Origin of the sequence: Gillisia hiemivivida (assembly GCF_007997295.1) — a bacterium.
Lineage (GTDB): Bacteria > Bacteroidota > Bacteroidia > Flavobacteriales > Flavobacteriaceae > Gillisia > Gillisia hiemivivida.
This window is the reverse complement of sequence record NZ_VORY01000002.1, coordinates 231,429-253,843: the sequence shown is the minus strand read 5'-3', so window position 1 is coordinate 253,843 and position 22,415 is coordinate 231,429. Positions and strand designations below refer to the sequence as shown.

The following is a 22,415-nucleotide window of genomic DNA, read 5'->3' as shown; positions in this document are numbered from 1 at the left end:
TTATCCATCTAAGGAATTCATTATAAAGCTACTTCTATTGGCAATAGTACCTTTAGGTACTTCTATAGGCTTGTAACCATAAGTAATATAAGAATTTTTTAAGTTCTCATGAATTATTAAAGCTTGATCATAAGATTCGTAACGCTCATTATCGCTAGTATAGATCTCTTTCCAAGGTGGTAACAAGAATATTTTGTCGTATGTGTGGTTCTTGCAAGCTATAATAAATTCTTCTGGATAGGATGTGCCAAAATAATCCATATAAGCCACTACATCTGGAATTCCACGATCTATGAATATACGTTCTTTAGAAAGTTGAACTGCTTCATAATGCTGATTTATTCTTGCTTCCAATAATTTCTCACTGAATAACAGAGGTTTCTCCAAAAATAACTGTTCTATTCCCTGTTGTTGAGCTTCTAAAGTTATTTGTCTGGATATTTCATGCAAGCAGAAATGCCCTTGAGATTCCAGATAATTAATAATAGAAGATTTTCCTGTACCGGGACCTCCGGTAATAACTATTTTTTGATTTTGCACATGGCAAATTTCGGTATTTGCAATCGATAAAAAAAATGAATCATAACTCGTATATTTGCAAAAGAAGGAATGAAAATAAATTATGGAGTCAGACAAAAACTCAGAAGAATTTTACGATAAATTAAAAGTCCAACTAGCAGAAACAAGTTCTTGGCCCTCAGTATATTTATATAAGTTTATTGTTCTTACTAACAAATCAAAGATTGTTCAAATTCATGATATTTTTGATAATATGGGAGCAGTTATTAATACGAAAGAGTCTAAAAATGGTAAATATACCAGTGTTTCTGTGAATGTAAAAATGAGCGATCCCAATGCGGTTATATCAAAATATAAGCGAGTAGGGAAGGAAGTGGAGGGAGTAATTTCCCTTTAATACTAAAAACAAGTTGCGTTATGCTATTTTATTCTTTTCCAGCATAGGGCGGTTGAATAATATTTAGTATTTTGCAATCGGTATAATTTCTACCAAATTAGTTATCACCAATAAATTTCAATTTTGACGTACGAATTAGAATATAACTCTGAAAGGAGCAAGTTGATCATTCCAGAATATGGTCGGCATTTACAAAAAATGGTTGAACACACTGTTGCCATTGAAGATGAAGCGGAGCGCAACAAAGTAGCAAAATCTATTATTGCTATAATGGGAAATATGAACCCTCACTTAAGGGATGTTCCAGATTTTCAGCATAAACTATGGGATCAATTATTTATAATAAGCGATTTTAAATTAGATGTGGATTCTCCATTTCCAAAACCTTCCAGAGAAGTTTTAGAGGAACATCCAGAACCAATGGATTACCCTCAGAACTTCCCGAAATATCGTTTTTACGGAAACAATATCAAAAGAATGATAGATGAGGCTGTAAAATGGGAAAGTGGTGAACTTAGGGATGCTTTAGAATATGCTATAGCCAATCATATGAAGAAATCATACTTGAATTGGAATAGAGAGTCGGTAGATGATGATGTTATCTATAATCATTTAAAAGAATTAAGTGATGGTAAGATAAACTTAAAGAATAGCGAAGAAGATCTTAGTGAAGCTTCTAGCTTGCTCAAGGGGAATAAAAAATATAGCAATACGCCTAAGAAACCAGCTAGTAATAGGAATCCACGCGGACGTAAACGCTATTAAAAAATCAAAATTTTATGGGTACTTTTCAAATTGAGGGTGGTCATTCCTTAAGTGGGAGCATACAACCTCAAGGCGCTAAAAATGAAGCGCTTCAAATTCTTTGTGCAGTTTTATTAACTCCGGAAAAAGTTATAATAAATAACATTCCAGATATAATAGATGTTAATAAGCTAATTAAACTTCTAGGGAATTTAGGAGTTAAAATTGAAAAGCTAGATAAAGGAAGATATAGTTTCCAAAGTGATTCTATAGACCTGGATTATTTGGAGAGTGATGCATTTAAGAATGAAGGAAGTGGTCTTCGTGGTTCTATTATGATCGTGGGCCCTTTATTGGGAAGATTTGGAAAAGGATATATTCCTAGACCAGGAGGAGATAAAATAGGAAGAAGGAGATTAGACACTCATTTTGACGGTTTCGTAAAACTGGGAGCTAAATTTAAATACAATAAGGAAGAGCGTTTTTATGGCGTAGAAGCTCCAGAAGGTTTAACTGGGAATTATATGTTATTGGAGGAAGCTTCTGTAACTGGAACTGCAAATATTCTTATGGCTGCAGTTTGGGCTAAAGGAAAAACCACTATTTATAATGCCGCTTGTGAACCATATCTTCAGCAATTATGTAAGATGTTGAATTCTATGGGAGCTAAAATTGAAGGAGTTGGCTCTAATTTATTAACGATAGAAGGTGTAGAAAGTTTTGCAGGTTGTGAACATACTATCTTACCAGATATGATTGAGATTGGATCATGGATTGGTTTGGCTGCAATGACTAAAAGTGAGATCATTATAAAAAATGTTAGTTGGGACAATTTGGGTCTTATTCCTACAACTTTTGGAAAGCTTGGTATTACCATAGAAAAAAGAGGGGATGATATTTTTGTACCTGCACATAAGGATGGTTATGAAGTTCAAAATTTTATTGATGGTTCAATTATGAATATTAGTGATGCACCTTGGCCAGGATTTACTCCAGATTTATTGAGTATTTTGTTGGTAGTTGCAACACAGGCTAGAGGAAGTGTTCTAATACATCAAAAAATGTTTGAGAGCAGATTGTTCTTTGTAGATAAATTAATAGATATGGGAGCAAAAATCATACTTTGCGATCCACATAGAGCTACCGTAATAGGACACGATTTTAAATCTAGTTTAAGAGCTACTACAATGACTTCTCCAGATATTAGAGCAGGTGTTTCTTTATTGATCGCTGCCATGTCTGCAAATGGAACATCTACAATACATAACATTGAACAGATTGATAGAGGTTACGAAAATATAGATGAAAGACTTAGAGCGATTGGGGCTAAGATTACCCGAATAGATTAAAGACAAGTCAATCAGATTTAAACAAAAAAGCCGGATAATTAATTATCCGGCTTTTTTGTGACTTATAAAAGATCTCTAAGATTTATTTTCTAGTTTAGGTTCTTTATATCCAAAAAGATTCTGCTCTTTTATCATACTAGCGGTGCGTTCCGGCAACATATTTTCCCAACCGGTTTTTCCTTCATTTATCATTTGTAAGATCTCTCTAGAGAAAACATCTAAAATATTTGGATTATATTTTTCAATATCAACCACTTTTCCGTTGTATTTAAAGAATTTAAATAATTCCTTCATACGTGGATGTACTTTTAAATTCTCACTTGTGATGATCTCACCAGTTTCAGGATCTTTAAGAGGGTAGAGGTATACTTTAAGGTCTTTAAAGAATAATTTTCCAAATGCTTCTAAGATTCCACCACTTAAATGGCGGTAATATTTCTCGTCGAAAATATCGACTAGATTATTTACACCCATGGCTAATCCCATACGTTCTTTCGTATAACGTGAGAAATATTCAACAACTCTGTAATATTCCTGGAAGTTAGAGATCATTACTGTTTGCCCTAAAGAGCAAAGTAATTCCGCGCGATCCATGAAGTCTCTCTCATCTATTTCACCCTCAGCACGAAGGTTAGAAAGAGTGATTTCAAAAATAACTTCTGTATTTTCTTCCTCTACTTTATTTTCTTGTATAAAAAGCTCTAAAGACCTTTTATACATATCCATATTAACTTTGGTAACAGGTCTAAAACTCCCTCTCAATGCTAGAATGTTCTTTTTATAAAGTATTCTAGCCGGCAAGATATTGTTTCCATCTGGGGCAAACATTACCGCATCGGTCATGCCATTTTTCACCAGTTGAAGACTCATTAATCTATTATCTACTTTCTCAAATCGTGGCCCCGAAAAGTTGATAGTATCTATTTCTATCTGATCTTTATCTATATGATCGTAAAGATATCTCAGTAATTTTTTAGGATTATCGTACTTGTAATAAGCGCCATAAATAAGGTTTACACCCAATATCCCTAATGTGTTTTGCTGAAGTCTTGCATCGTTTTCGTGAAAACGAATATGCAAACTTATCTCATTATAATCTTCATTTGGATCTACCTGGTATCGTATTCCTATCCATCCGTGCCCTTTGTATTTCTTAGCGAAATCTATCGTTGCAACTGTGTTGGCGTAACTAAAGAATAATTTGTTAGGATGTTTATCTCTGGAGATTCGATCTTCAATTAAATTGATCTCATAAGAAAGCATTTTCTTTAACCTAGCTTCAGTAACATACCTTTTATCATCTTCTACACCATAAATAGCATCACTAAAATCTTTATCATATGCACTCATCGCCTTGGCAATAGTACCGGAAGCTCCACCAGCTCTAAAGAAATTCCTTACAGTTTCTTGTCCTGCACCTATTTCGGCAAATGTGCCGTAAATATTTTCATTTAGATTAATTCGTAAAGCTTTACTTTTAATTGAAGGAACGTTTTCAAACTCACGGTCCCCCATAATGGTAATCGGCATAATTTTATCTTTTTAAGAAAAGGGTTGCTGTGAGCAAAGGTAGTAAAACAGAAGGCTGTAGAAAAAAAATTATACTTACTTTTGTATTAAAATAACAGGATTGCAAATAACATTTTTAGGCACAGGAACTTCACAAGGAATCCCAGTTATTGGTAGCAAACATCCAGTTTGTTTAAGTGAAAACCCAAAAGATAAGCGTTTAAGAGTTTCTGTTCTGATAGAATGGGAGGGATATACTATTTTAATTGACTGTGGTCCAGATTTTAGAACTCAAATGTTAACCAATAATATCGAGAAGCTAGATGCGGTTCTTTTTACCCATGAGCATAACGATCATACTGCTGGTTTAGATGATATAAGGCCATTTTTCTTTAAGCAAGGAGATATTCCAATTTTTGCACATCCAAGGGTTCTTCAAAACTTGCACAAACGATTCGAGTATATTTTGAATAATGATGATAAATATCCTGGGGCGCCCAGTGTTCAGATAAACGAAATTGAAAACAAAGCTTTTTTTTTCAAAAAACTTCCAATTACACCTGTTAATGCTATGCATAACAGGTTACAGGTATTTGGTTTTAGATTAAAGAATTTTGCCTACCTAACCGATGTTAAGACCATTGAGCCTGAAGAAACAGAAAAATTGAAAGGAGTAAAGGTTTTAGTGATAAACGCACTTAGGCAGGAACCACATCATTCTCATTTTAGTCTGGAAGAGGCTTTAGCTTTTATTGCTGAAGTAGATCCAGAACAAGCATATATTACTCATATAAGCCACTTATTAGGATTTCATGATGAGATTCAGGCTACTTTGCCAAAAAATGTTTTTTTGGCCTACGATAATTTAAAAATCACGATATAATGCGAAATAAAATAATTTCTTATCTATTAATATTTATGTTTTTGTTCACGATTTTTATTTATGTGAACGATAAAAAGATCCTTGATTCGAAAGAGGAAAAAATAGAAAAATTTCAAGATAGAGTAGCCGAATTAGAGAAGGAGAAGGAGCAATTAGAAAGTGAAAACTTGAATTTGAATTATTTCTCTTTAGCCGAAAATGAAGAAGCCATTTCTTATTTTGAACGTTCAGGAATCAATTCTAAAGAATTAGCACTTGCCATTGAAGATGAAATTATAGGTAGAAATAAAGCAGCTGAAGATAATGATCTGGTTCCCTTTGCAGGAATGGAAGGAGTTATGCGTGTTAATAAAGTAAAGATCCTAAACCATAAATGGATCATTGCAGATTTTACCGATGGCACTTACTGGGGAGAGATACTAATATCTTACGAGCTGGATGAAAATAAAAATCTGATCCTAAATACAGAAAAATCTTTTCTCTACCCACAAGATTAAAGTCGCTCTACTAGCCACTTTTTAAGTTCGGTAAAATTTTGTGGATGCACTCCGTGTCCCACAGGGAATTCAGCATAGCTGTGTTCAATTCCTAATTCCTTCAAAAGTTCTGGAGCTTTTCTTGCCCAATCTACAGGGATTACCTGATCTTGACTTCCATGGGAAGCATAAACAGAAAGATCTGAAAAATCATTCTTTTCGAATTCAGGAGAAATAATTTCAGTATTTATATAGCCGCTTAGCGCAATCACGTTTTTCACTTTAGCAGGTTCACTTAATGCTACCGCGTAACTTAAAATGGTACCCTGACTAAATCCTAAAAGTGTAATATTATCTTTATCTACAGGATAATTGGCGATCACTTCATCTATAAAATTAGATATCGTTATTCGGGATTCCTTAGCTTGTTCATTATCACTAAATTTTCCTTGAACTGAATCAAAATTTATAGCGTACCATGCATTTCCGTATGGTTGAAGCTGATAAGGAGCTCTTGCAGAAATAATCAATAATTCTTCGGGTAATTCGCTGGCAAAAGAAAACAGATCGTTTTCGTCGCTGCCATACCCATGCAACATGATTAATACTGGAGCTTTACCAGAAGTTATAGAAGAGGGTCTTACAAGATGTGTTAAAGAAAGAGGGATTGTTGTCATTTTTTAATTTACTGTGCTAAACCATTTTTGAAATTGTGCTCCCAATATAGGAACTTCTTTTTGTTCTCCTTGAATTGCAGTTACTAAACCATATCCCCAAAGAATTATAATAAAGATCCAAAAGGAATAAGAAACCATCCAACTATCAAAAATACTTACAAAAGCTCCTAATACAAAATAGGTGATATGAATTCCTAAGGCTTGTCTAATATGAAAACTAGCGAAACTATTTTTAGTGTCGTTGTTCATAAAATAAGCTATAATAGTTCCAATAATAGTAAGATATGCTACAATTGCGGCAGATTTTCCATTTTCTATGGTAGTATTCATGATGTTTTAATTTTAGTTGATCGATGAATTACAAAAATATGCAATTAACCTATAGTAGGCATACTAGATCTTGTTCCATTTATAATTCCATAAACCTTTCCTTTTATCTTTAAGTCTAAGAACATACTATTTTTGGAACTGGAATATATGTTTTCTTTATTGAAAGTGCTTTGCTCCTCAGGATCGAAAAGGCTAAAATTAGCCTGATTTCCTTCCTTGATTTCTACTTCGGGAATCTTAAAGCGTGCTCTGCCTTTGGTTAATAGACTAACAGTTTCATCCAGATCGAAGATAGTAGAGAGTGCTCCAAAGGCTGATTCTAATCCAATTGTGCCATAAAGAGCATGTTCAAATTCTACTTTTTTATGTTCTAGATCTATTGGTGTATGATCTGAAGTTACCATATCTATAGTGCCGTCCAGAACTCCTTTGCGTAAAGCTTTTACGTCCACTTTGGTTCGTAATGGAGGTAATACTTTATAGCGCGTATCAAATTCTACTAATTCATCATCGGTATATATCAAATTATGAATTGCAACACTACAGCTTACATCTAAGCCCCTTTTCTTTGCATCTTTAATCAGTTTTACAGATTTTTCAGTAGAAATAGTTGGAATATGTAACTTACCGCCTGTGTATTCCAGAATATAAAGATCCCGGATTATTTGCAGTTCTTCTGCTAGAGCTGGGATACCATTAAGTCCAAGAGAAGTGCTATTAATATGCTCATTTACTAATCCATGACCCGCAATTTGATCGTCTTGCGGAAAGGATTGCACAAGTCCGTCGAAATTTTGAGCATACAATAAAGAGAGTTTTAAAAGATTTGGATGGGAAATAGCCTTTTTATAATCTCCAAAAGAAATTGCTCCCGCTTGATGCATATCGTATAACTCAGCAAGATCTTTTCCTTCAGATTTATTGGTTAGCGCTCCAATGGTAAATAGTTGTACCGCGTTGTTTTCAGCTTTAGATTTTACTGAAGTTATACTTCCGTTATTATCTAATACAGGGTTTGTTCCGGGGTTAAGAGCAATTTGAGTGAATCCGCTTTGCCCGGCTACTTTAAGTCCATTTTTAATAGTTTCCCGTTCTTCGTATCCCGGCTCGCCAAAACTCACACTGCTATCAAACCAACCTTTTGAAACATGAAGATTTTTGAGATCGATCTCTTTATCTACATCCTTAATTTTCAGGGAAGCGCCAATCTTTTTAATTATTCCTCCTTCAATTAAAATATCTACCTTTTTGTGATGGTATTTAGATCCTGGATCTATTATTTTGGCAGCCTTAAGGAGTAGCTTCATTTAAAATATTTTAGAAGTAAAGTTTCAATTATTAAAAATAACAGTGCAAAAGTAACAAACCATTTCCAAAAAGTATTCTTTTCATCTACATAGCCTTCAGAAATAAAGAATTCATTCAAATCCTCGATTTGTTGTAAATTTTTAGTGCCCTCTAAATCTGCATAGATCATCTTACTTTCCTCTCTGGTTACATTATAACTAATAGCCATTTGTGTCGTATCTCTTAGTTCTACGGAATAATTATCGGGATTTCGTGGCAACTCGTTGGTGGTGATCTCTATTTTTCCATCAAAACTTTTTTGCTGGGGTATAAAAGATAGTTTTTCTGAACTCAATTTAACGATCTCGTCATTATTCACTGCTATTGGAACTGTGATCTTATTTTCCTTGCCTAAATAAGTGTATAGAGGAGGAGTGTTAATATTAGAAATAGCCATCTTATAAAAAGTAGGAACTACCAAGGGAGATTGAATAAAATTTGAGTTTTTAGAATTTAAGGGAGCCGAAAATATAAATGAATTATCTTTTTGAAATAAAAATGGCTGATTATCCTGCAGCGATAAAATGGTATTGGAACCTGAATTTAAATTATAATTGATTTGCACTTTTGGGTATTCAAAATTTTTAACCTGCTTATCGAATACTCCTTTATAAAGTGGATGCTGAAATTTTATACCTGTTATAAATTTCTCTTCTTCTTGTCGCTTATCAAAACCTGAAACTCCAAGTGTATTTAAAAAATCAATAAAATTAGAACCCAAATTTTCTGCGGAAGGAATAATGATAAAAACTTTATTTTTTGACGCTAATTTGGAGAGGGTAGAAGCTAGTATTTCATTGAGATCTGGGATTTCATTTAAAATGATAACATCCGCATCATTCAGTGCATTGTAATTTATAGAAGTCGCTAAAAAACTGGTATAATCAAATTCTGAAGCAGTGTAGATACGTTGTAAAAAGTCGCTTTTTTCCTGATTTATACTACATACTTTAATAGGTTGAATTTTATTCAGCGAGAAATAAAGAGTATTATCGAATAGCAGTCCGTTATCTTCTATTTGGACCTTCCCATGTGGTATTTCATGATCATTGATTGGAAATGTTAGATTTATAGAACTATTTGGCTCTAAGCTAACACTGGTTTTTCCAATTAGCTTATCGTTGTTATAAAGAGATACGGGTGTACTTTGAGAACTATTACCAGTATTACTTATTGTAAGCTCCAGTATTCTGGACTCCATAGCTTCAGATGAAAGAAATGCAGTATCTATCTTTATGTTTTCTTTGCGCTCTGGAGCCTGTTGATACGTATATATTTCAATCTCAGAATTCTTTTTATCTATTGGAAGCTCAAAATTTTGTTGAAGGTCAGAAATTATAAGAAATTTCTTTGAAGTGCTAGTATCTTTTGAAAAACTATTCGTTGCTTTTAATATCACAGTTTTGAAATCCAATTGATTTCCTGAATATTTTATGTCTTGAAGATTTTCTTTAGTTAGATTTTTATAATCTTCAGAATTAGTAATTAAAGTGATGTTCTTTTCTGAAAAATCACTTTCTAATAATTCTTGTACACTGCGCTCTAATAATTTTCCCTTTTTACCCAAAGCTTGCATGCTAAAAGAATTATCTAAGAAAATAACAGTTTCTAAATTCTTAGAATTTTGTGTGCTGGAAGAAGGGAAATAAGGTTGAGAAAAAGCAAAAATGATAGCTGTAAGCGCCAATAATCTAGTAGCCAGAATTAACCATTTTTTTATTCTGGAGCTTTTTCGGGTTTGGAGGCTAAGTTTTTTGAGAAATTTTACATTGGTAAAATACTCTGTTTTAAACTTTCTAAGCTGAAATAAATGAACAATAATGGGAATAATCAGCAGTACAAGCGCGTATAATACCTCTGGATGATAAAACTGCATGAATATTTAATTGTTTTTCAAATATATAAAACAGCTTTTTAATACTGTGATTTAGGGGAATTAAACTCGTTTAATAGTAAACTGAAAAGAACTCCCTTCTCCAGGTGTAGAATTCACCTTTATAGTTCCTCCCATACTATTAATAAGTTTCTTTACAGTTGCCAGCCCAATACCACTTCCTGCGTTCCCGTCACGATCGTTGGTGTCCAGGGTAGTAAAAAGCTCGAAGATCTTAGAAGAATTCTCTTCAGAAAAACCATCTCCATTATCTATGACGGCAAAGTGATAAAAAGTTTCGGTCTTTTTGAAAGTAATTTGGATCTTTCTGTGGTCTTTACTATTATATTTTAATGCATTGGTTACCAAATTCAGAAAAACCTGTGTAAGGGCTGCTTTATTAACATGATGTAATGTTGCAGTTTCTGGAAAATCTATTTCAACATCGTTTGCAACATCATATAAATGTGCAATGCCGCTTAGAAGATTATGAAGATCTACATTTTCGTAATCTTTCTCTAAAATATGTTCGCTTCTATAAAAGCTCAAAATCCCATCTACATAACTCCGAAGGGAGTAAGAAGATTCATTGAGATAATTTAAGTATTGAGTGGTTTCTTCATCAAATTTCCCTTGGTTTTCGACCTTAAGTAATTCTGTAAGCGAAATTATATTGGCCAATGGAGACTTTATATCATGAGAAACTACACTTGCAAACTTCTCCAATTCCTGATACTTCTGTTTCAATTTTTTTTGAATTACCCTAAACTTTTTATTTTGCTTAGCAAATTCAAACAACTTCATACATTGATTTCCCAACGCCTTTAAAGCCTCTATTTGCTCTTTTTTAAGTTCTCTTTCCTCTGTGTCTAAAACACTTAAAACTCCAATAGTATATCCTTGAAGGTTTGTTAATGGAATTCCTGCATAAAATTTGTAATTATTATTATAATATTTTTGTACATCCTCAAAAGCCTTGGGATCATTAGAATAATTGATACAATATATATCCAGTTTAGATTCTAAAGTAAGTTGTGCAAATGAATTTTTTCGCTCAATTTCTTCTATCTCTATTCCTGTTTTAGACTTTAGCCAAACATGATTTTTATCTATTATACTTATAAATGCTGTAGGGGCATGGCAGATAGTAGCTGCCAGAAAGGTTAGTTGATTAAAATCTTCTTTAGTAGACGTTTTGGAAATATTATAATCTATTAGTACAGATTGCCTTATCTTTTCGTTAAACGCTATTTTTTGCTCCATATTCTTACCTGCTTGCAACAGTTAACTATCTATAGTCAATAATATGAAATTTTTCCCGGCTATTTTACTGGAAATCAATGATATTTTATTTTAAAGCGCTCTTTTAATGGTGAAATTAAAAGTTGTGCCTTTATTTATTTTTGATTTTACTGAAATTTCTCCTCCTAAATTATGCACTAATTTTTGAACGGTGGAGAGACCAATTCCGTTTCCACGGTTACCACTTCTATCGGCTTCCTCTACAATCGTAAAGAGTTCGAAAATAGCTTCTTGTTTATTTTCAGGAATACCAATTCCGTTATCTGTTATAGAAAAATGATAATAACCGTTTTTTTCTATACTAGTAACATCTATAATAATTTTTTCTTGATTATTATATTTTAAACTATTTCCAATTAGGTTGAAAAATATTTGCTGAAAAGCAGCTCTATTGCAATGAACTGTTAAATTGTCTTCAGGTAAATTAATCTCACAATCATATTTTATATTCAGGAGATCTATGATCTGTTCTAAAACATCCTGTAGATCAAAATCTTCAGTATGAGAGTCTAATAAGGTGTCGCTTTCGTAATGATTGAGAATATCTGTAATATAATTGCTTAACCTAAAAGAAGATTGTTTTAAATAAGTAAGGTAGCTAAGCCCTGTATCATCTAACAAATTCCCGTATTTAGCTTTAAGGAGATCTGAAGTGATTATCATATTTGCAAGAGGCATTTTCATATCGTGAGATACAGTCCCGGCAAATTCTTTAAGTAAATTATTTTTTGTTCCTAATTCTTTTTTTACTTTTTTTAAAGCGATATTCTGCCTTCTTAATTCGAACAAACTTTCTACTTGCCTTGCTAAGGCTATTAATGCAGTTTTTTGTTTTTCGTTAAGAGAATGTGGTTCAGTATCTAGTAAACATAGAGTGCCAACCGCTTCGCCAATATTTGATTTAATTGGCATACCTGCGTAAAATCTAATTTTAGAACCTGTAGTCACCAATGGATTATTTACAAATCTAGCATCTAAAAGTGTATCTGGAATTTCCATTAATTCGTCGGGTTGCAAAATAGCATGAGAACAAAATGAAATATTTCTATCTGAATCACACATATCTGTCCCAGATTTTGCTTTAAACCAATTCTTATCTTCTGCCAAAAGTGTAATAAGAGAAACAGGCACATCGCAAATATAGGATGCTAATTGAGCTATATTGTCATATTTTTCTTCGGGTTCAGAATTCAGAATCTGAAGGTCATGTAGAGAGGTTATTCTTGATATTTCATTCTCAGGTTGTAAAGCTTCAATCATATAAAATTAGATCTTGGTTGGAATCTTGTTAAACAATGTAATAATAGTTAAAGTTAATGAAATATTAAATTTAACTAAAAGCGTTAAATTGTTCAATAATGATGCCATTAACCTGTATCTCGAAATTCACTGTTTTTGTAAAGGTAGATACTTATTGGTTTCTCAGCAAAATAGAAAAATTTAAATATGTAAACCCAGTATCAGTATTTGATCCCGAAACTTTATATTTGATATTTATTATTTTAAATATATCAATTTGTCACCTACAGAATTAAAAGAGTTTCTCGATTCTAAAGTTATACAATACAATAATTTCAATTTTATTGGAAGCGACCCTATAAGTATTCCGCATAAATTTTACCTTAAGGAAGATATAGAAATTGCTGGTTTTTTGGCCGCTACTATTGCCTGGGGAAATAGAAAGAGCATTATTAAGAATGCAAATAGCATGATGGATCATCTTGGGAATTCTCCCTATGATTTCATTTTGAATCATTCTGAATCACATTTAGAACCTTTGGATAATTTTGTTCATAGAACATTTAATGGTTTAGATTTTAAGAGTTTTATAAAAAGCCTGAAACATATATATACTAATCATGGCGGACTTGAAGCAATTTTCTCGCGCCCAACTACAAATGGATCCCTACAGCAACACATCTCTGAGTTTAAAACTGTTTTTTTTCAAATTGAACATTTATCTAGAACAGAAAAGCATGTGAGTGATCCTTTAAAAGGATCGGCGGCAAAAAGAATAAATATATATAAAGGGGTAATTAGGATGTGTTTGAATTAAAATTATAAATGTGTTCCTTATTCAATACAATATTAGAAGTTTCAATGTTGACAACTGATTCACCTTCATGACCCAATTTCTTGACCTCATTTAAAAGTTCTGGATAAGTTGAGGACTCTAACTCATCTCTCCAAACATTAAAATGTTTTAGACTATCAATCAATTCTACTTTTGACCAATTTTTTCCTTTAGCAAGAAAATCAAAAAGGTCATCTTGCTCGCTTTTATCTTCACTAGTTAAAGGAATGACTTCATGATGGCTCATGTTAACCCACTTCATTTGGTTATGGTCGGTTGCGAAAACCGATTTCTTATTAAACCCACGATAGTTTATTTGTACCACAAAATTCTTCTGCTCTGGTAAATGTTGAACTTGAATAGATTCAATTATACCATGAACCGATTTTTTTATCTCGTCAAAATTAAGAGTATAATTAAATTCACCGAAAATTTTATCAATTCTGGCCTTACGCTTAACTTGCGATTGCATTGATAAGGTTTCCTCACTTTTCTTTATCAACTCGGTAATTTCCTCAAAATCCATTTTAACTCTCAAATAATCATCTCGGACATCATCTTTAATTCGTGGGTCGAGCATCAGTTTGTACAGATGCTTCTGTGATTCATCAATTTCTTCTTTCTTTTTATATAATTGGTGTGTTTCTTCCTTTAGTAATTCTTCCTTATCAGAATCTTTTTTAAGATTTGATAATTTTTTATAAAGTTCTTCACTTTCAAAGAGATGGTTTAATATGAAGGATTCAAATTTCGGAATATTCAAACCTCTTTTTGATTCACAGGTTTTTCCTTGCGATTTTCCTTTACAGTAATATGTAGTATTTCTTCCACTTGCCTTAATCTTACCCCTATAATCAGAACCGCATTCAGCACAAAATATAAAACCGTTGAGTAGATAATGGAATTTAGTTTTCGGACCAACATTTTTTTTATTCTTAGCAAGGTTTTTGTTCACCTGGTCCCATAGTTCTTCTGAGATAATTCCCTCAATTTTGGCAACCACATCTCCGTAATGTCGGTCTCCTTTGTAGATGGGATTCGTTATCATATCATAAATTACATTCCCTCTCCACGGGACCTTACTTCTGGGGTATTTTATTTTTCTTCCAGTATATTTATCCGTCCTGATAATATATTTTTTTGCAAATTGGAAAGATTTAGTTGGTACACCTGCTTCATTCAATTTCTTCGCTATAGTATAAGTTCCAATCCCTTCCAATGACCATTTGAAAATATTACGTATTGTATCAACCATGATATCATCAATAACTAAATAGCCATCCTTATCCTTTTTATAGCCATTAGCAGTTATGCCATGTCCCTTACCTTTTGCTGCATTAAGTCGGTTAGCCGTTTTTACTTTCCTGGAAGTAATTTTGGCAAAAAACTCATTTGTAAGGGAGATAATTCCCGTGGATAAGCGGGTCTCTTCATCATCTAAATCTATAAGGTTTCCACCAATGTAAAATATACATTGATACTTGAGGATAGCGTAACTGAACATTTGCCAAATTCTGCTATTTCTTTCAATCCTACTTTGGTCAATAACAAATATTGATGTAATTGACTTTTTTTTCATGTCAGAAAACATTTCAGCAAATTCAGGTCGGTCTTCGATTTCATTCTTGGCACCTGATATACCGATGTCCTTGTAGACCTTGTAAGGTTGACCAAGCCTAGCTGCAAAGTGTATACCCTGAGCTTCCTGGTCCTCAATTGAAACATCTTTACCCTCAGCTTTCTTACCTGAAATTCTGCAATATATTGCTACCATTTTTTAGTTTATCTCAAAGGAGGTTCTAAGTACAAACTCATCCTATTTGTCTGAAAAGCTAAATTAGAAGATTGATGATATTAATTTATTCCCTTGCGGATAAACATATTAACAAAGTAATTAAGATTAGTATAGTCCATTGTAGCACCTTGAAAATTATGTCTATCGAATCACCTGTTTCTATAGCAGACCCAAAGATTCTGAACCAATGAAGAATGACCAATTTGGTTTTATAATAATTTTTTAATTAATCCAAATTATCAGTTTTCAAATCTAGCTCAATTAAAAAGTTTAAGTATAATCAACCTTAGGATATTACCAAGGCCGATGGATTTAATCAATACAATCCTTACCACATCAAAGATATTTTCTCAAGCTTCACAATATAGAAGTTATTTAGCTTATTCCTCCCTGGGTCAACTTCACCCAGCCCCCCCCCTCCGTATCCCCTGATACATAGGGGTACCTATGTAGTAACTTTAAATGGTTATGATATTGTGTTTAAATTTTTCGACCAGAAAATTTCCGATTTTTTTTTACCTCTTTAAAACCAAAAACCACCATGCAAATCTTTTTAATGCTAAAATCTGCTTTTCTGCATGGTCTTCATTAAAAATTTTTAAGACAAAATGCCCAATAATCTCAATGATATCAAGGGTTCAAGAAATATTTAATTTTTTGGTCTTTTACTATTGCACGTGCATATTTATTCTCAGAGCAAGGCACTTACGCCTCTCGACCCTTTATGAATAAGGGATAACAACAAAGATTAAATATGAGAATGTATGATACCAAAACAACTATACCTTGAACACTTAGACTTCTTTAGAAGTAAACATAGATTACAAGACTATTACACCACTACTGAGATTATAAAGATAACAGGGGTTAGTGAAAGAACCGTTAGGTCACGTATAGCAAAACTAAAGATTAAGTATACTGGTCTTTCTAGATATATGTATAAAGAGAATGACCAATGGTTCATAAGTAAATTAATTGTTGACGAATTCTATTCTAAATACAAGCCAAGAAACACAACACGGTATAATCAACCTTGGAAATCATTCATCACTTGGGTGATGCGTGATAGCTATGATGATACTGCCCATAATTATTTAATTGATAAAGTTAAACAAGCGTTCCCACATCAGGATACAAATAAGGATTGGTGTTTCGTAATCGAAAAAACCAAACGAGGAGTTAATCATGTTCATGGATTATCTATGCTTAACCATGAAGAGTTGTTTAAAGATATCCATGATGTAATCAAGGAAAGCGGAATTGAAGAGTCTGAATATGATGTTCTGGTGGGGGAAGTAGAAAATAGACATTGTGCAGAGAAATACCTACGGAAATAGTACTTTTTATGTACTTTATTACATGTATGTGACATGTTAACAGCACCATGAAAATCCAATTAATTACGTTGAACAGTACCTTTATACTGTGTTATAATCATATCGTGTTCGAACACACTTCAAAAAATTTGAAACTTTCTACAAAAATATTTTGTTAGGTGGAATAAACAGCTTAGATTTGAATCTGAAACTCCCTACAAAATTTTTTTATGAAAAACTATAAGATTGGTGAAATAGCAGAAGTACAATTTGGTCCTCACATGAAGACCCAGTCTAAAGGTACCATAAAATATCTTCTAGGTAGTCATTTTGATGATAACCTTCATCCCACCAATTTTCAAAATAGTTATGTTGACTTAAATGATAAGGCTTTGAAATTTCAATTAAAAAGTAATGATGTGATATTAGCTGGAAAGGGATTAAGAACCTTTGCTTGGGCTTATAATGAATCTTTGGGACCAATGGTTCCGTCTTCGTTATTCTATCTTTTGAGGAGCTCAGAAGAGGTTGTAATTGGAGAGTACTTAGCCGCGGTCTTAAACTCAGAAAGATTGCAGTACGAACTGAGTATGATTGGTGCTGGAGCTACAATCACATCTATACCAAAGAAAGAATTAAAGGAACTTGAAATGATGATTCCATCGATATCCGAACAACAGAAATTTTTAGAAATATACAATCTGTTTAATAAGGATATTGAGCTTACAGATAAAATATTACAGGAAAAACGAAACCTTAAGCGTGGAGTTGTAAATGAATTATTAACCAATAAAAATAAATACTGACCAAAAATAAGAAAGCCTCAAGATTTAGTCCATCAAGAGGCTCACTTGGCATAGGAGTTTTCAGCGGCTTGTCACCAAACTGATACTCACTGTTTCGCAAAAGCAAAAGTATGCCAACTATAGTTATGAACCAAATGTTGATGACTAGACTCTGTAATCACATCCTACACCGTGATGATATTGGATGCTAAATTTAAATTGATTAACTATGTCTAACACAAGGCACGTAATACCCAATTCTGATGGCGGTTGGGATTCTAAAAAAGGTGGTTCAAATAGAGCTTCCAAGAATTTTGACATCAAAAAAGACGCTGAAAAATATAGCAGAGACCTCTCTAAAAAGGAGGGTTCCGAGCTTTACATCCACGGTAAGGATGGGAAAATTCAGCGTAAGGATTCTCATGGTGGTGATGATTTCCCACCAAAAGGATAAAATAATTAACTAACCTGAGGGGGTAATAAATAAACTATCCCCTCATTATTACAATATTATGAGCGATAAATTAACGCAAGATACTATCAATAAAAAAGTATGGAAAGCTTGCGATACCTTTAGAGGTACAATAGATGCAGGACAATATAAAGATTACATTTTAACAATGCTCTTTATCAAGTATATCACGGATGTGCACAAAGAGAAAAAAGAAGAGTATTTAAAGAAGTATGATGGGGATGATGTGCGTGTGGACCGTGCACTGAAACATGAGCGTTTCAAGGTGCCTGTAAACAGTTCATTTGACTATTTAAACGAGCATCGTAATGAAGCAAACCTTGGAGAGCTTATCAATATAGGTCTGGAAGATTTAGAGGATGCTAACCGCTCTAAATTAGAGAAGGTGTTCCGAAATATAGATTATAACTCTGAAGCTAACCTAGGGCTAACCAAGGACCGTAACAGGCGTTTAAAGCATTTACTTACCGATTTCTCAGAACTGGACCTAAGACCTTCTAATTTAGCAGGTAACGATGTTATTGGGGATGCTTATGAGTATCTTATTTCCAATTTCGCTTCTGATGCTGGGAAGAAGGCTGGTGAATTCTATACCGCATCTCAAGTCTCCATTTTATTAGCAAAATTAGTAGAACCAAAAGAGGGTGACCGAGTAGCAGACTGGGCATGTGGTTCCGCCTCGCTACTTTTAAAAGTTGCTAATGAAATTGGTTCAAAGAATGTTTCACTTTATGGGCAAGAAGTTAATGGAAGTACTTGGGCCCTTGCAAGAATGAATATGTTCCTGCATGAAATGGATAACGCCACCATAGAATGGGGTGATTCACTTAATAATCCCAAGCTACGTGAGGGTGATAACTTGATGAAATTTGATATCATCGTCCAAAATCCACCATTTTCATTAGATAAATGGGGTGCTGAAGATGCATCGGCCGACCGTTATAACCGTTATCATCGTGGTATTCCACCAAAAAGTAAAGGTGACTATGCGTTTATTACCAACATGATTGAAACATTAAATGAACATGGTCGTGGTGGGATTATTTTGCCCCACGGAGTATTGTTTAGAGGAAGTTCTGAGGGGAAAATACGCCAGCAACTTATTAAGGAAAACTTACTAAAAGCTGTTGTTGGTTTACCAGCTAACTTATTCTTTGGTACTGGCATACCTGCAACCATTCTAATCTTTGATAAAAATAAGGGTGAGAATACAGATGTATTATTTATCGATGCCAGTAATGAGTTTGAAAATGGTAAGAACCAGAATAAATTGAGGGAGACCGATATTGAAAAGATTTATGACACTTACCAAAATTGGAAGACTATAGACAAATATAGTTATGTTGCTAGTTTTGAGGAGTTAAAGGAAAATGACTTCAACCTAAACATACCTAGATATGTGGACACTTTCGAAGAAGAAGAATCAGTGGATATCAAAAATACTCAGCAAGAAATTTCTCGATTAAAAAAAGAGCTTTCGGAAGTTGAAAGTAAAGTAAATAAATATCTGGTAGAATTAGGGTTTTAAATATAGAAGGAATTATGGAACAAGAATTAAAAAAAACGAAAGTTGGATTAATTCCTCATGATTGGGAATTTGTAAAACTTGGGGATATTGGTACATTTTTGAAAGGAAAAGGTATTTTAAAAAATGAAGTTCTTAATGATGGAATTCCTGCAATTCGGTATGGCGAGATTTACACAACACATGATGAAAATATAAAAGAATTTAAAACTTTTATTAGCGAAGAAACAGCTAAAAGTAGCTCTATATTAAAGCAAGATGATTTACTATTTGCAGGTTCTGGCGAAACACTTGAAGATATCGGAAAATGTGTTGCATTTCCTTATAGTTTTGAAGCTTATGCAGGTGGTGATATTATAATAATGCGAAATCATAAACAAAATACAGTATTTATGGGTTATTTGCTGAATCAGGAGTTGTTTAAACGCCAAACTCATAAATTAGGTCAAGGACATTCGGTTGTGCATATTTATGCAAACAGTTTAAAAGGAGCGAGAATTCCATTGCCACCAATCTCTGAACAAAGGAAAATTTCCATTATACTTTCTTTCTGGGACCAGGCAATCGATAAAACACAGAAGCTTATAGACCAGCTAGAGTTACGTAAAAAAGGTTTGATGCAGCAGCTGCTTTCAGGTAAAAAGAGGTTAAATAGATTTGATGATGAATGGAAAACCAAACCATTAGATTATTATATTAAATATACGCCAAGGCCAGTTGATAAACCGTCTGAAAATTATTTAGCATTGGGTCTCCGCAGTCACGGTAAAGGTGTTTTTCACAAACCAGACATCGACCCTGAGACTGTTGCGATGACCACACTTTATGAAGTTAAAAAAGATGATTTATTAGTTAATATAACTTTCGCTTGGGAACAGGCTATTGCCATTGTTGATAAAAAAGATGAAGGTGGCTTGGTTTCTCATCGTTTTCCCACTTTCATTTTTAAAGAAGGAATATCAAGTCCCATGTATTTTAGGTATATCATTGTTCAACCTCGCTTTAAATACTTACTTGGTTTAATTTCTCCTGGTGGAGCAGGAAGAAACAGAGTAATGAGCAAAAAAGATTTCCCGAAATTGGAAGTAAAAATTCCCGAATACAAAGAACAGTTGGCCATTGCAGAAATCCTAATTAATGCAGATGAGGAAATCCAAAAGAATAAACAAGGATTAAAGTTTTTAAGGCTACAAAAAAAAGGTTTGATGCAGCAATTGTTAACTGGAAAAAAACGTGTGAACATTTAGATTATGAAAGACTATTTAAAAACAATAGAAGACCTAACTCCAGCTCAGAAAACTGAGCTGGATAAAGATATTCAGGAATTACACTTAAGACTTCAACATGAGCTAAATTTCCATAAGGGTCATGTTAAAGATGTTAATATCAACGTCAATCTCTTAGATGAAGTGTTTTTAAACCTGACCGTTGAGTTTGAACCATCTATAAACGGTATAGTTAAGGGTAAAATTGTTCAGATAGATAAATATCCCAACAAGGAGGTTTACCATGATGCTATTAATGATACAGAAACCAGAATATGAAAATTTTAGATGAGATAGAAGACGATATTAAAGATGTTATTAATACGAAATTCTCTTACTCGAATACTACAGCTGTTCCATCGTTGGATGATAGTAGTTTAACCTTCGGGAATGGAGAAGAAAAGAAAGCCAAAATATTAGAAACCTGTGTTTTGTTTGTAGATATACGCAACTCCGTCTCACTAACAGAGAATCATTCTACGGAAACTATGGGGAAAATATATACTTCGTTAACTAAATCCGTGCTTCGGGCTGCTCGTCATCATAATGGTTCAATTAGGAATATCATCGGTGATAGGGTAATGGTAGTTTTTCCTAAAGAAAATTGTTTCAACAATGCTATTGAATGTGCTATAACTATTAATCACGCAGCAACTATTATTAATAAGCAATTCCATAATCTGGACTTTAAATGTGGGATAGGAGTGGATTATGGGGAGCTTAAGGTTATTAAAGTTGGAATAGCTCGAAGGGATGAAGAGCGTAGTGAAAATAGAGGCTTGGTTTGGGTAGGGTATCCTGCAAACATAGCTTCAAGGTTAACAGATTTTGCTAACAAGGAAATAACTGAAAAAATATATAAAATAACCAAGAATCCGTTTAACTTCTCTTCATTTCCTTCATTATTTGGGAACAGCGTTGGACTTCTTGGTGGGTATAAAATAGGAAATCAATCTACTTATTTAGATACAGAGGTAACCGAAGAAATGTCTTCAGAAAAATTCGCAGACTCAATCGTGAGTTATGAAGATGGTAAATTAACCTTATCATTTGGAAAATTCATTAGGCTCAAAAAGGAAAATAAAAAAACACCTTATCCTGCTATATTGATTACTAAAAAGGTTTTTAAAGGTTTAGTTAAGGACTCTTCGCAATATCAAACTATTTTTGAAAAGCAATCACATTCCATAAAAAATGTTAAAGGCGATGTATATGGCACAGGTGTAATCTGGAAAATAAAGAAATAATGAATAAAGAATTACTTCAAATTTTTAGCAATATAAACGATTGGTTAAGGTTTGCTGAAGCAAAGAATGCTATGATTATTGCGTTTAATGGTGCGTCAATATATGGTATTGTAAAACTTCCATTTCTCAACAATTTTACAGAAATGGGATTTTTACAAATATACTCTATTGGAATTATCTTGATGCTGATAATTTCTTCCACCATAGCTTTATTATCATTCGTTCCTAATTTACACTTTCTAAAAGGTTCAACATATTTGGAATTAAAGGATGTAAACTTATTATTCTATCAACATTTGAAACAGCTTGAAAGTAAAAAATTAAAAAAACTATTATGTGAGAAAGCAGGTGTAAAAGAGTCTGATTTTACAAAATTGGATGATGACCTAATTTCTCAAATAAAATATAATGCCACAATTGCTAGCAGAAAATACCATCACTTCTCCGTGGCTGTTTGGTTAACAATAGCATGTTATGCATCAATTCCAATTGCCCTAATTTTTGCTTTATACCATTACAAAAATTAATTT

At 33.2% G+C, this 22,415-nt stretch carries 22 protein-coding genes and 1 pseudogene; 14 read left to right on the top strand and 9 right to left on the bottom strand.

Annotated elements, in window-relative coordinates:
* Positions 1-540: an AAA family ATPase gene (locus ES724_RS03420; RefSeq protein ID WP_146929585.1), complete on the bottom strand. Its 540-nt coding sequence runs from the start codon at positions 538-540 to the stop codon at positions 1-3.
* An 82-nt stretch (positions 541-622) separates the two neighbouring features.
* On the opposite strand from ES724_RS03420, the gene ES724_RS03415 reads away from it, so the two are divergent.
* From ES724_RS03415 to murA, 3 genes are all read left to right on the top strand, one after another.
* Positions 623-916, top strand: a complete 294-nt coding sequence (locus tag ES724_RS03415; RefSeq protein ID WP_026838373.1) for a DUF493 family protein — start codon at positions 623-625, stop codon at positions 914-916.
* Between the two features lie 123 nt (positions 917-1,039).
* Entirely contained in the window at positions 1,040-1,681 is a 642-nt protein-coding gene (locus tag ES724_RS03410) for a DUF4290 domain-containing protein (RefSeq protein WP_146929582.1), read from the top strand.
* 14 nt (positions 1,682-1,695) lie between these two features.
* The gene (gene murA / locus ES724_RS03405; RefSeq protein WP_146929579.1) at positions 1,696-3,009 is read left to right on the top strand and encodes a UDP-N-acetylglucosamine 1-carboxyvinyltransferase; all 1,314 of its coding nucleotides are present in this window, start codon (positions 1,696-1,698) and stop codon (positions 3,007-3,009) included.
* Positions 3,010-3,084: 75 nt separating this feature from the next.
* On the opposite strand, the gene ES724_RS03400 is transcribed toward murA, so the two are convergent.
* On the bottom strand, positions 3,085-4,539 hold the full coding sequence (locus ES724_RS03400; RefSeq protein WP_146929578.1) for a TonB-dependent receptor: 1,455 nt from the start codon (positions 4,537-4,539) through the stop codon (positions 3,085-3,087).
* A gap of 100 nt (positions 4,540-4,639) precedes the next feature.
* On the opposite strand from ES724_RS03400, the gene ES724_RS03395 reads away from it, so the two are divergent.
* Complete coding sequence (locus tag ES724_RS03395; protein ID WP_146929575.1) at positions 4,640-5,401, top strand: MBL fold metallo-hydrolase; 762 nt, start codon at positions 4,640-4,642, stop codon at positions 5,399-5,401.
* Positions 5,401-5,898 carry a hypothetical protein gene (locus ES724_RS03390; RefSeq protein ID WP_146929572.1) on the top strand — a complete coding sequence of 166 codons (498 nt, stop codon included), beginning with the start codon at positions 5,401-5,403 and terminating at the stop codon, positions 5,896-5,898. Before ES724_RS03395 ends, ES724_RS03390 begins: the two co-directional genes overlap by 1 nt.
* On the opposite strand, the gene ES724_RS03385 is transcribed toward ES724_RS03390, so the two are convergent.
* The 6 genes from ES724_RS03385 to ES724_RS03360 all read right to left on the bottom strand — a co-directional run bounded on the left by ES724_RS03385 (position 5,895) and on the right by ES724_RS03360 (position 12,666).
* The gene (locus ES724_RS03385) at positions 5,895-6,554 is read right to left on the bottom strand and encodes an alpha/beta hydrolase (protein ID WP_146929570.1); all 660 of its coding nucleotides are present in this window, start codon (positions 6,552-6,554) and stop codon (positions 5,895-5,897) included. The two genes, ES724_RS03390 and ES724_RS03385, sit on opposite strands and share 4 nt — an antisense overlap.
* Positions 6,555-6,557: 3 nt before the next feature.
* On the bottom strand, positions 6,558-6,884 hold the full coding sequence (locus ES724_RS03380) for a DUF4870 domain-containing protein (RefSeq protein WP_026838380.1): 327 nt from the start codon (positions 6,882-6,884) through the stop codon (positions 6,558-6,560).
* 44 nt (positions 6,885-6,928) lie between these two features.
* The gene (locus tag ES724_RS03375; protein ID WP_146929567.1) at positions 6,929-8,191 is read right to left on the bottom strand and encodes a dihydroorotase; all 1,263 of its coding nucleotides are present in this window, start codon (positions 8,189-8,191) and stop codon (positions 6,929-6,931) included.
* A complete protein-coding gene (locus ES724_RS03370) occupies positions 8,188-10,107 on the bottom strand; it encodes a BatA domain-containing protein (protein ID WP_146929564.1) in 1,920 nt (639 codons plus the stop codon). Before ES724_RS03370 ends, ES724_RS03375 begins: the two co-directional genes overlap by 4 nt.
* A gap of 60 nt (positions 10,108-10,167) precedes the next feature.
* Positions 10,168-11,367 (bottom strand): GAF domain-containing sensor histidine kinase, encoded by a 1,200-nt coding sequence (locus ES724_RS03365; RefSeq protein ID WP_146929561.1) that lies wholly within the window; start codon positions 11,365-11,367, stop codon positions 10,168-10,170.
* Between the two features lie 90 nt (positions 11,368-11,457).
* Positions 11,458-12,666, bottom strand: a complete 1,209-nt coding sequence (locus tag ES724_RS03360) for a sensor histidine kinase (protein ID WP_146929558.1) — start codon at positions 12,664-12,666, stop codon at positions 11,458-11,460.
* A 256-nt stretch (positions 12,667-12,922) separates the two neighbouring features.
* Here ES724_RS03360 and ES724_RS03355 point away from each other — a divergent pair.
* Positions 12,923-13,432 (top strand): annotated as a pseudogene (locus ES724_RS03355) (DUF2400 domain-containing protein); the annotation flags it as partial.
* A 10-nt stretch (positions 13,433-13,442) separates the two neighbouring features.
* Here ES724_RS03355 and ES724_RS03350 read toward each other — a convergent pair.
* Positions 13,443-15,254: a recombinase family protein gene (locus tag ES724_RS03350; RefSeq protein WP_146929556.1), complete on the bottom strand. Its 1,812-nt coding sequence runs from the start codon at positions 15,252-15,254 to the stop codon at positions 13,443-13,445.
* A 1,079-nt stretch (positions 15,255-16,333) separates the two neighbouring features.
* Here ES724_RS03350 and ES724_RS03345 point away from each other — a divergent pair.
* From ES724_RS03345 to ES724_RS03310, 8 genes are all read left to right on the top strand, one after another.
* The gene (locus tag ES724_RS03345; RefSeq protein WP_146929553.1) at positions 16,334-16,612 is read left to right on the top strand and encodes a hypothetical protein; all 279 of its coding nucleotides are present in this window, start codon (positions 16,334-16,336) and stop codon (positions 16,610-16,612) included.
* Positions 16,613-16,821: 209 nt separating this feature from the next.
* Positions 16,822-17,397 (top strand): restriction endonuclease subunit S, encoded by a 576-nt coding sequence (locus ES724_RS03340; protein WP_146929550.1) that lies wholly within the window; start codon positions 16,822-16,824, stop codon positions 17,395-17,397.
* 208 nt (positions 17,398-17,605) lie between these two features.
* Positions 17,606-17,830: a DUF2188 domain-containing protein gene (locus tag ES724_RS03335; RefSeq protein ID WP_146929547.1), complete on the top strand. Its 225-nt coding sequence runs from the start codon at positions 17,606-17,608 to the stop codon at positions 17,828-17,830.
* Positions 17,831-17,888: 58 nt separating this feature from the next.
* Positions 17,889-19,376 carry a type I restriction-modification system subunit M gene (locus tag ES724_RS03330; protein WP_146929544.1) on the top strand — a complete coding sequence of 496 codons (1,488 nt, stop codon included), beginning with the start codon at positions 17,889-17,891 and terminating at the stop codon, positions 19,374-19,376.
* 14 nt (positions 19,377-19,390) lie between these two features.
* A complete protein-coding gene (locus ES724_RS03325) occupies positions 19,391-20,620 on the top strand; it encodes a restriction endonuclease subunit S (RefSeq protein WP_146929541.1) in 1,230 nt (409 codons plus the stop codon).
* Between the two features lie 3 nt (positions 20,621-20,623).
* Positions 20,624-20,917, top strand: coding sequence for a hypothetical protein (locus tag ES724_RS03320; RefSeq protein ID WP_146929538.1), 294 nt, complete (start codon positions 20,624-20,626; stop codon positions 20,915-20,917).
* Entirely contained in the window at positions 20,914-21,885 is a 972-nt protein-coding gene (locus ES724_RS03315; protein ID WP_146929535.1) for an adenylate/guanylate cyclase domain-containing protein, read from the top strand. Before ES724_RS03320 ends, ES724_RS03315 begins: the two co-directional genes overlap by 4 nt.
* Positions 21,885-22,412: a Pycsar system effector family protein gene (locus ES724_RS03310; RefSeq protein WP_146929532.1), complete on the top strand. Its 528-nt coding sequence runs from the start codon at positions 21,885-21,887 to the stop codon at positions 22,410-22,412. The genes ES724_RS03315 and ES724_RS03310 overlap by 1 nt, the downstream gene beginning before the upstream one ends.
* Positions 22,413-22,415 lie beyond the last annotated feature (3 nt).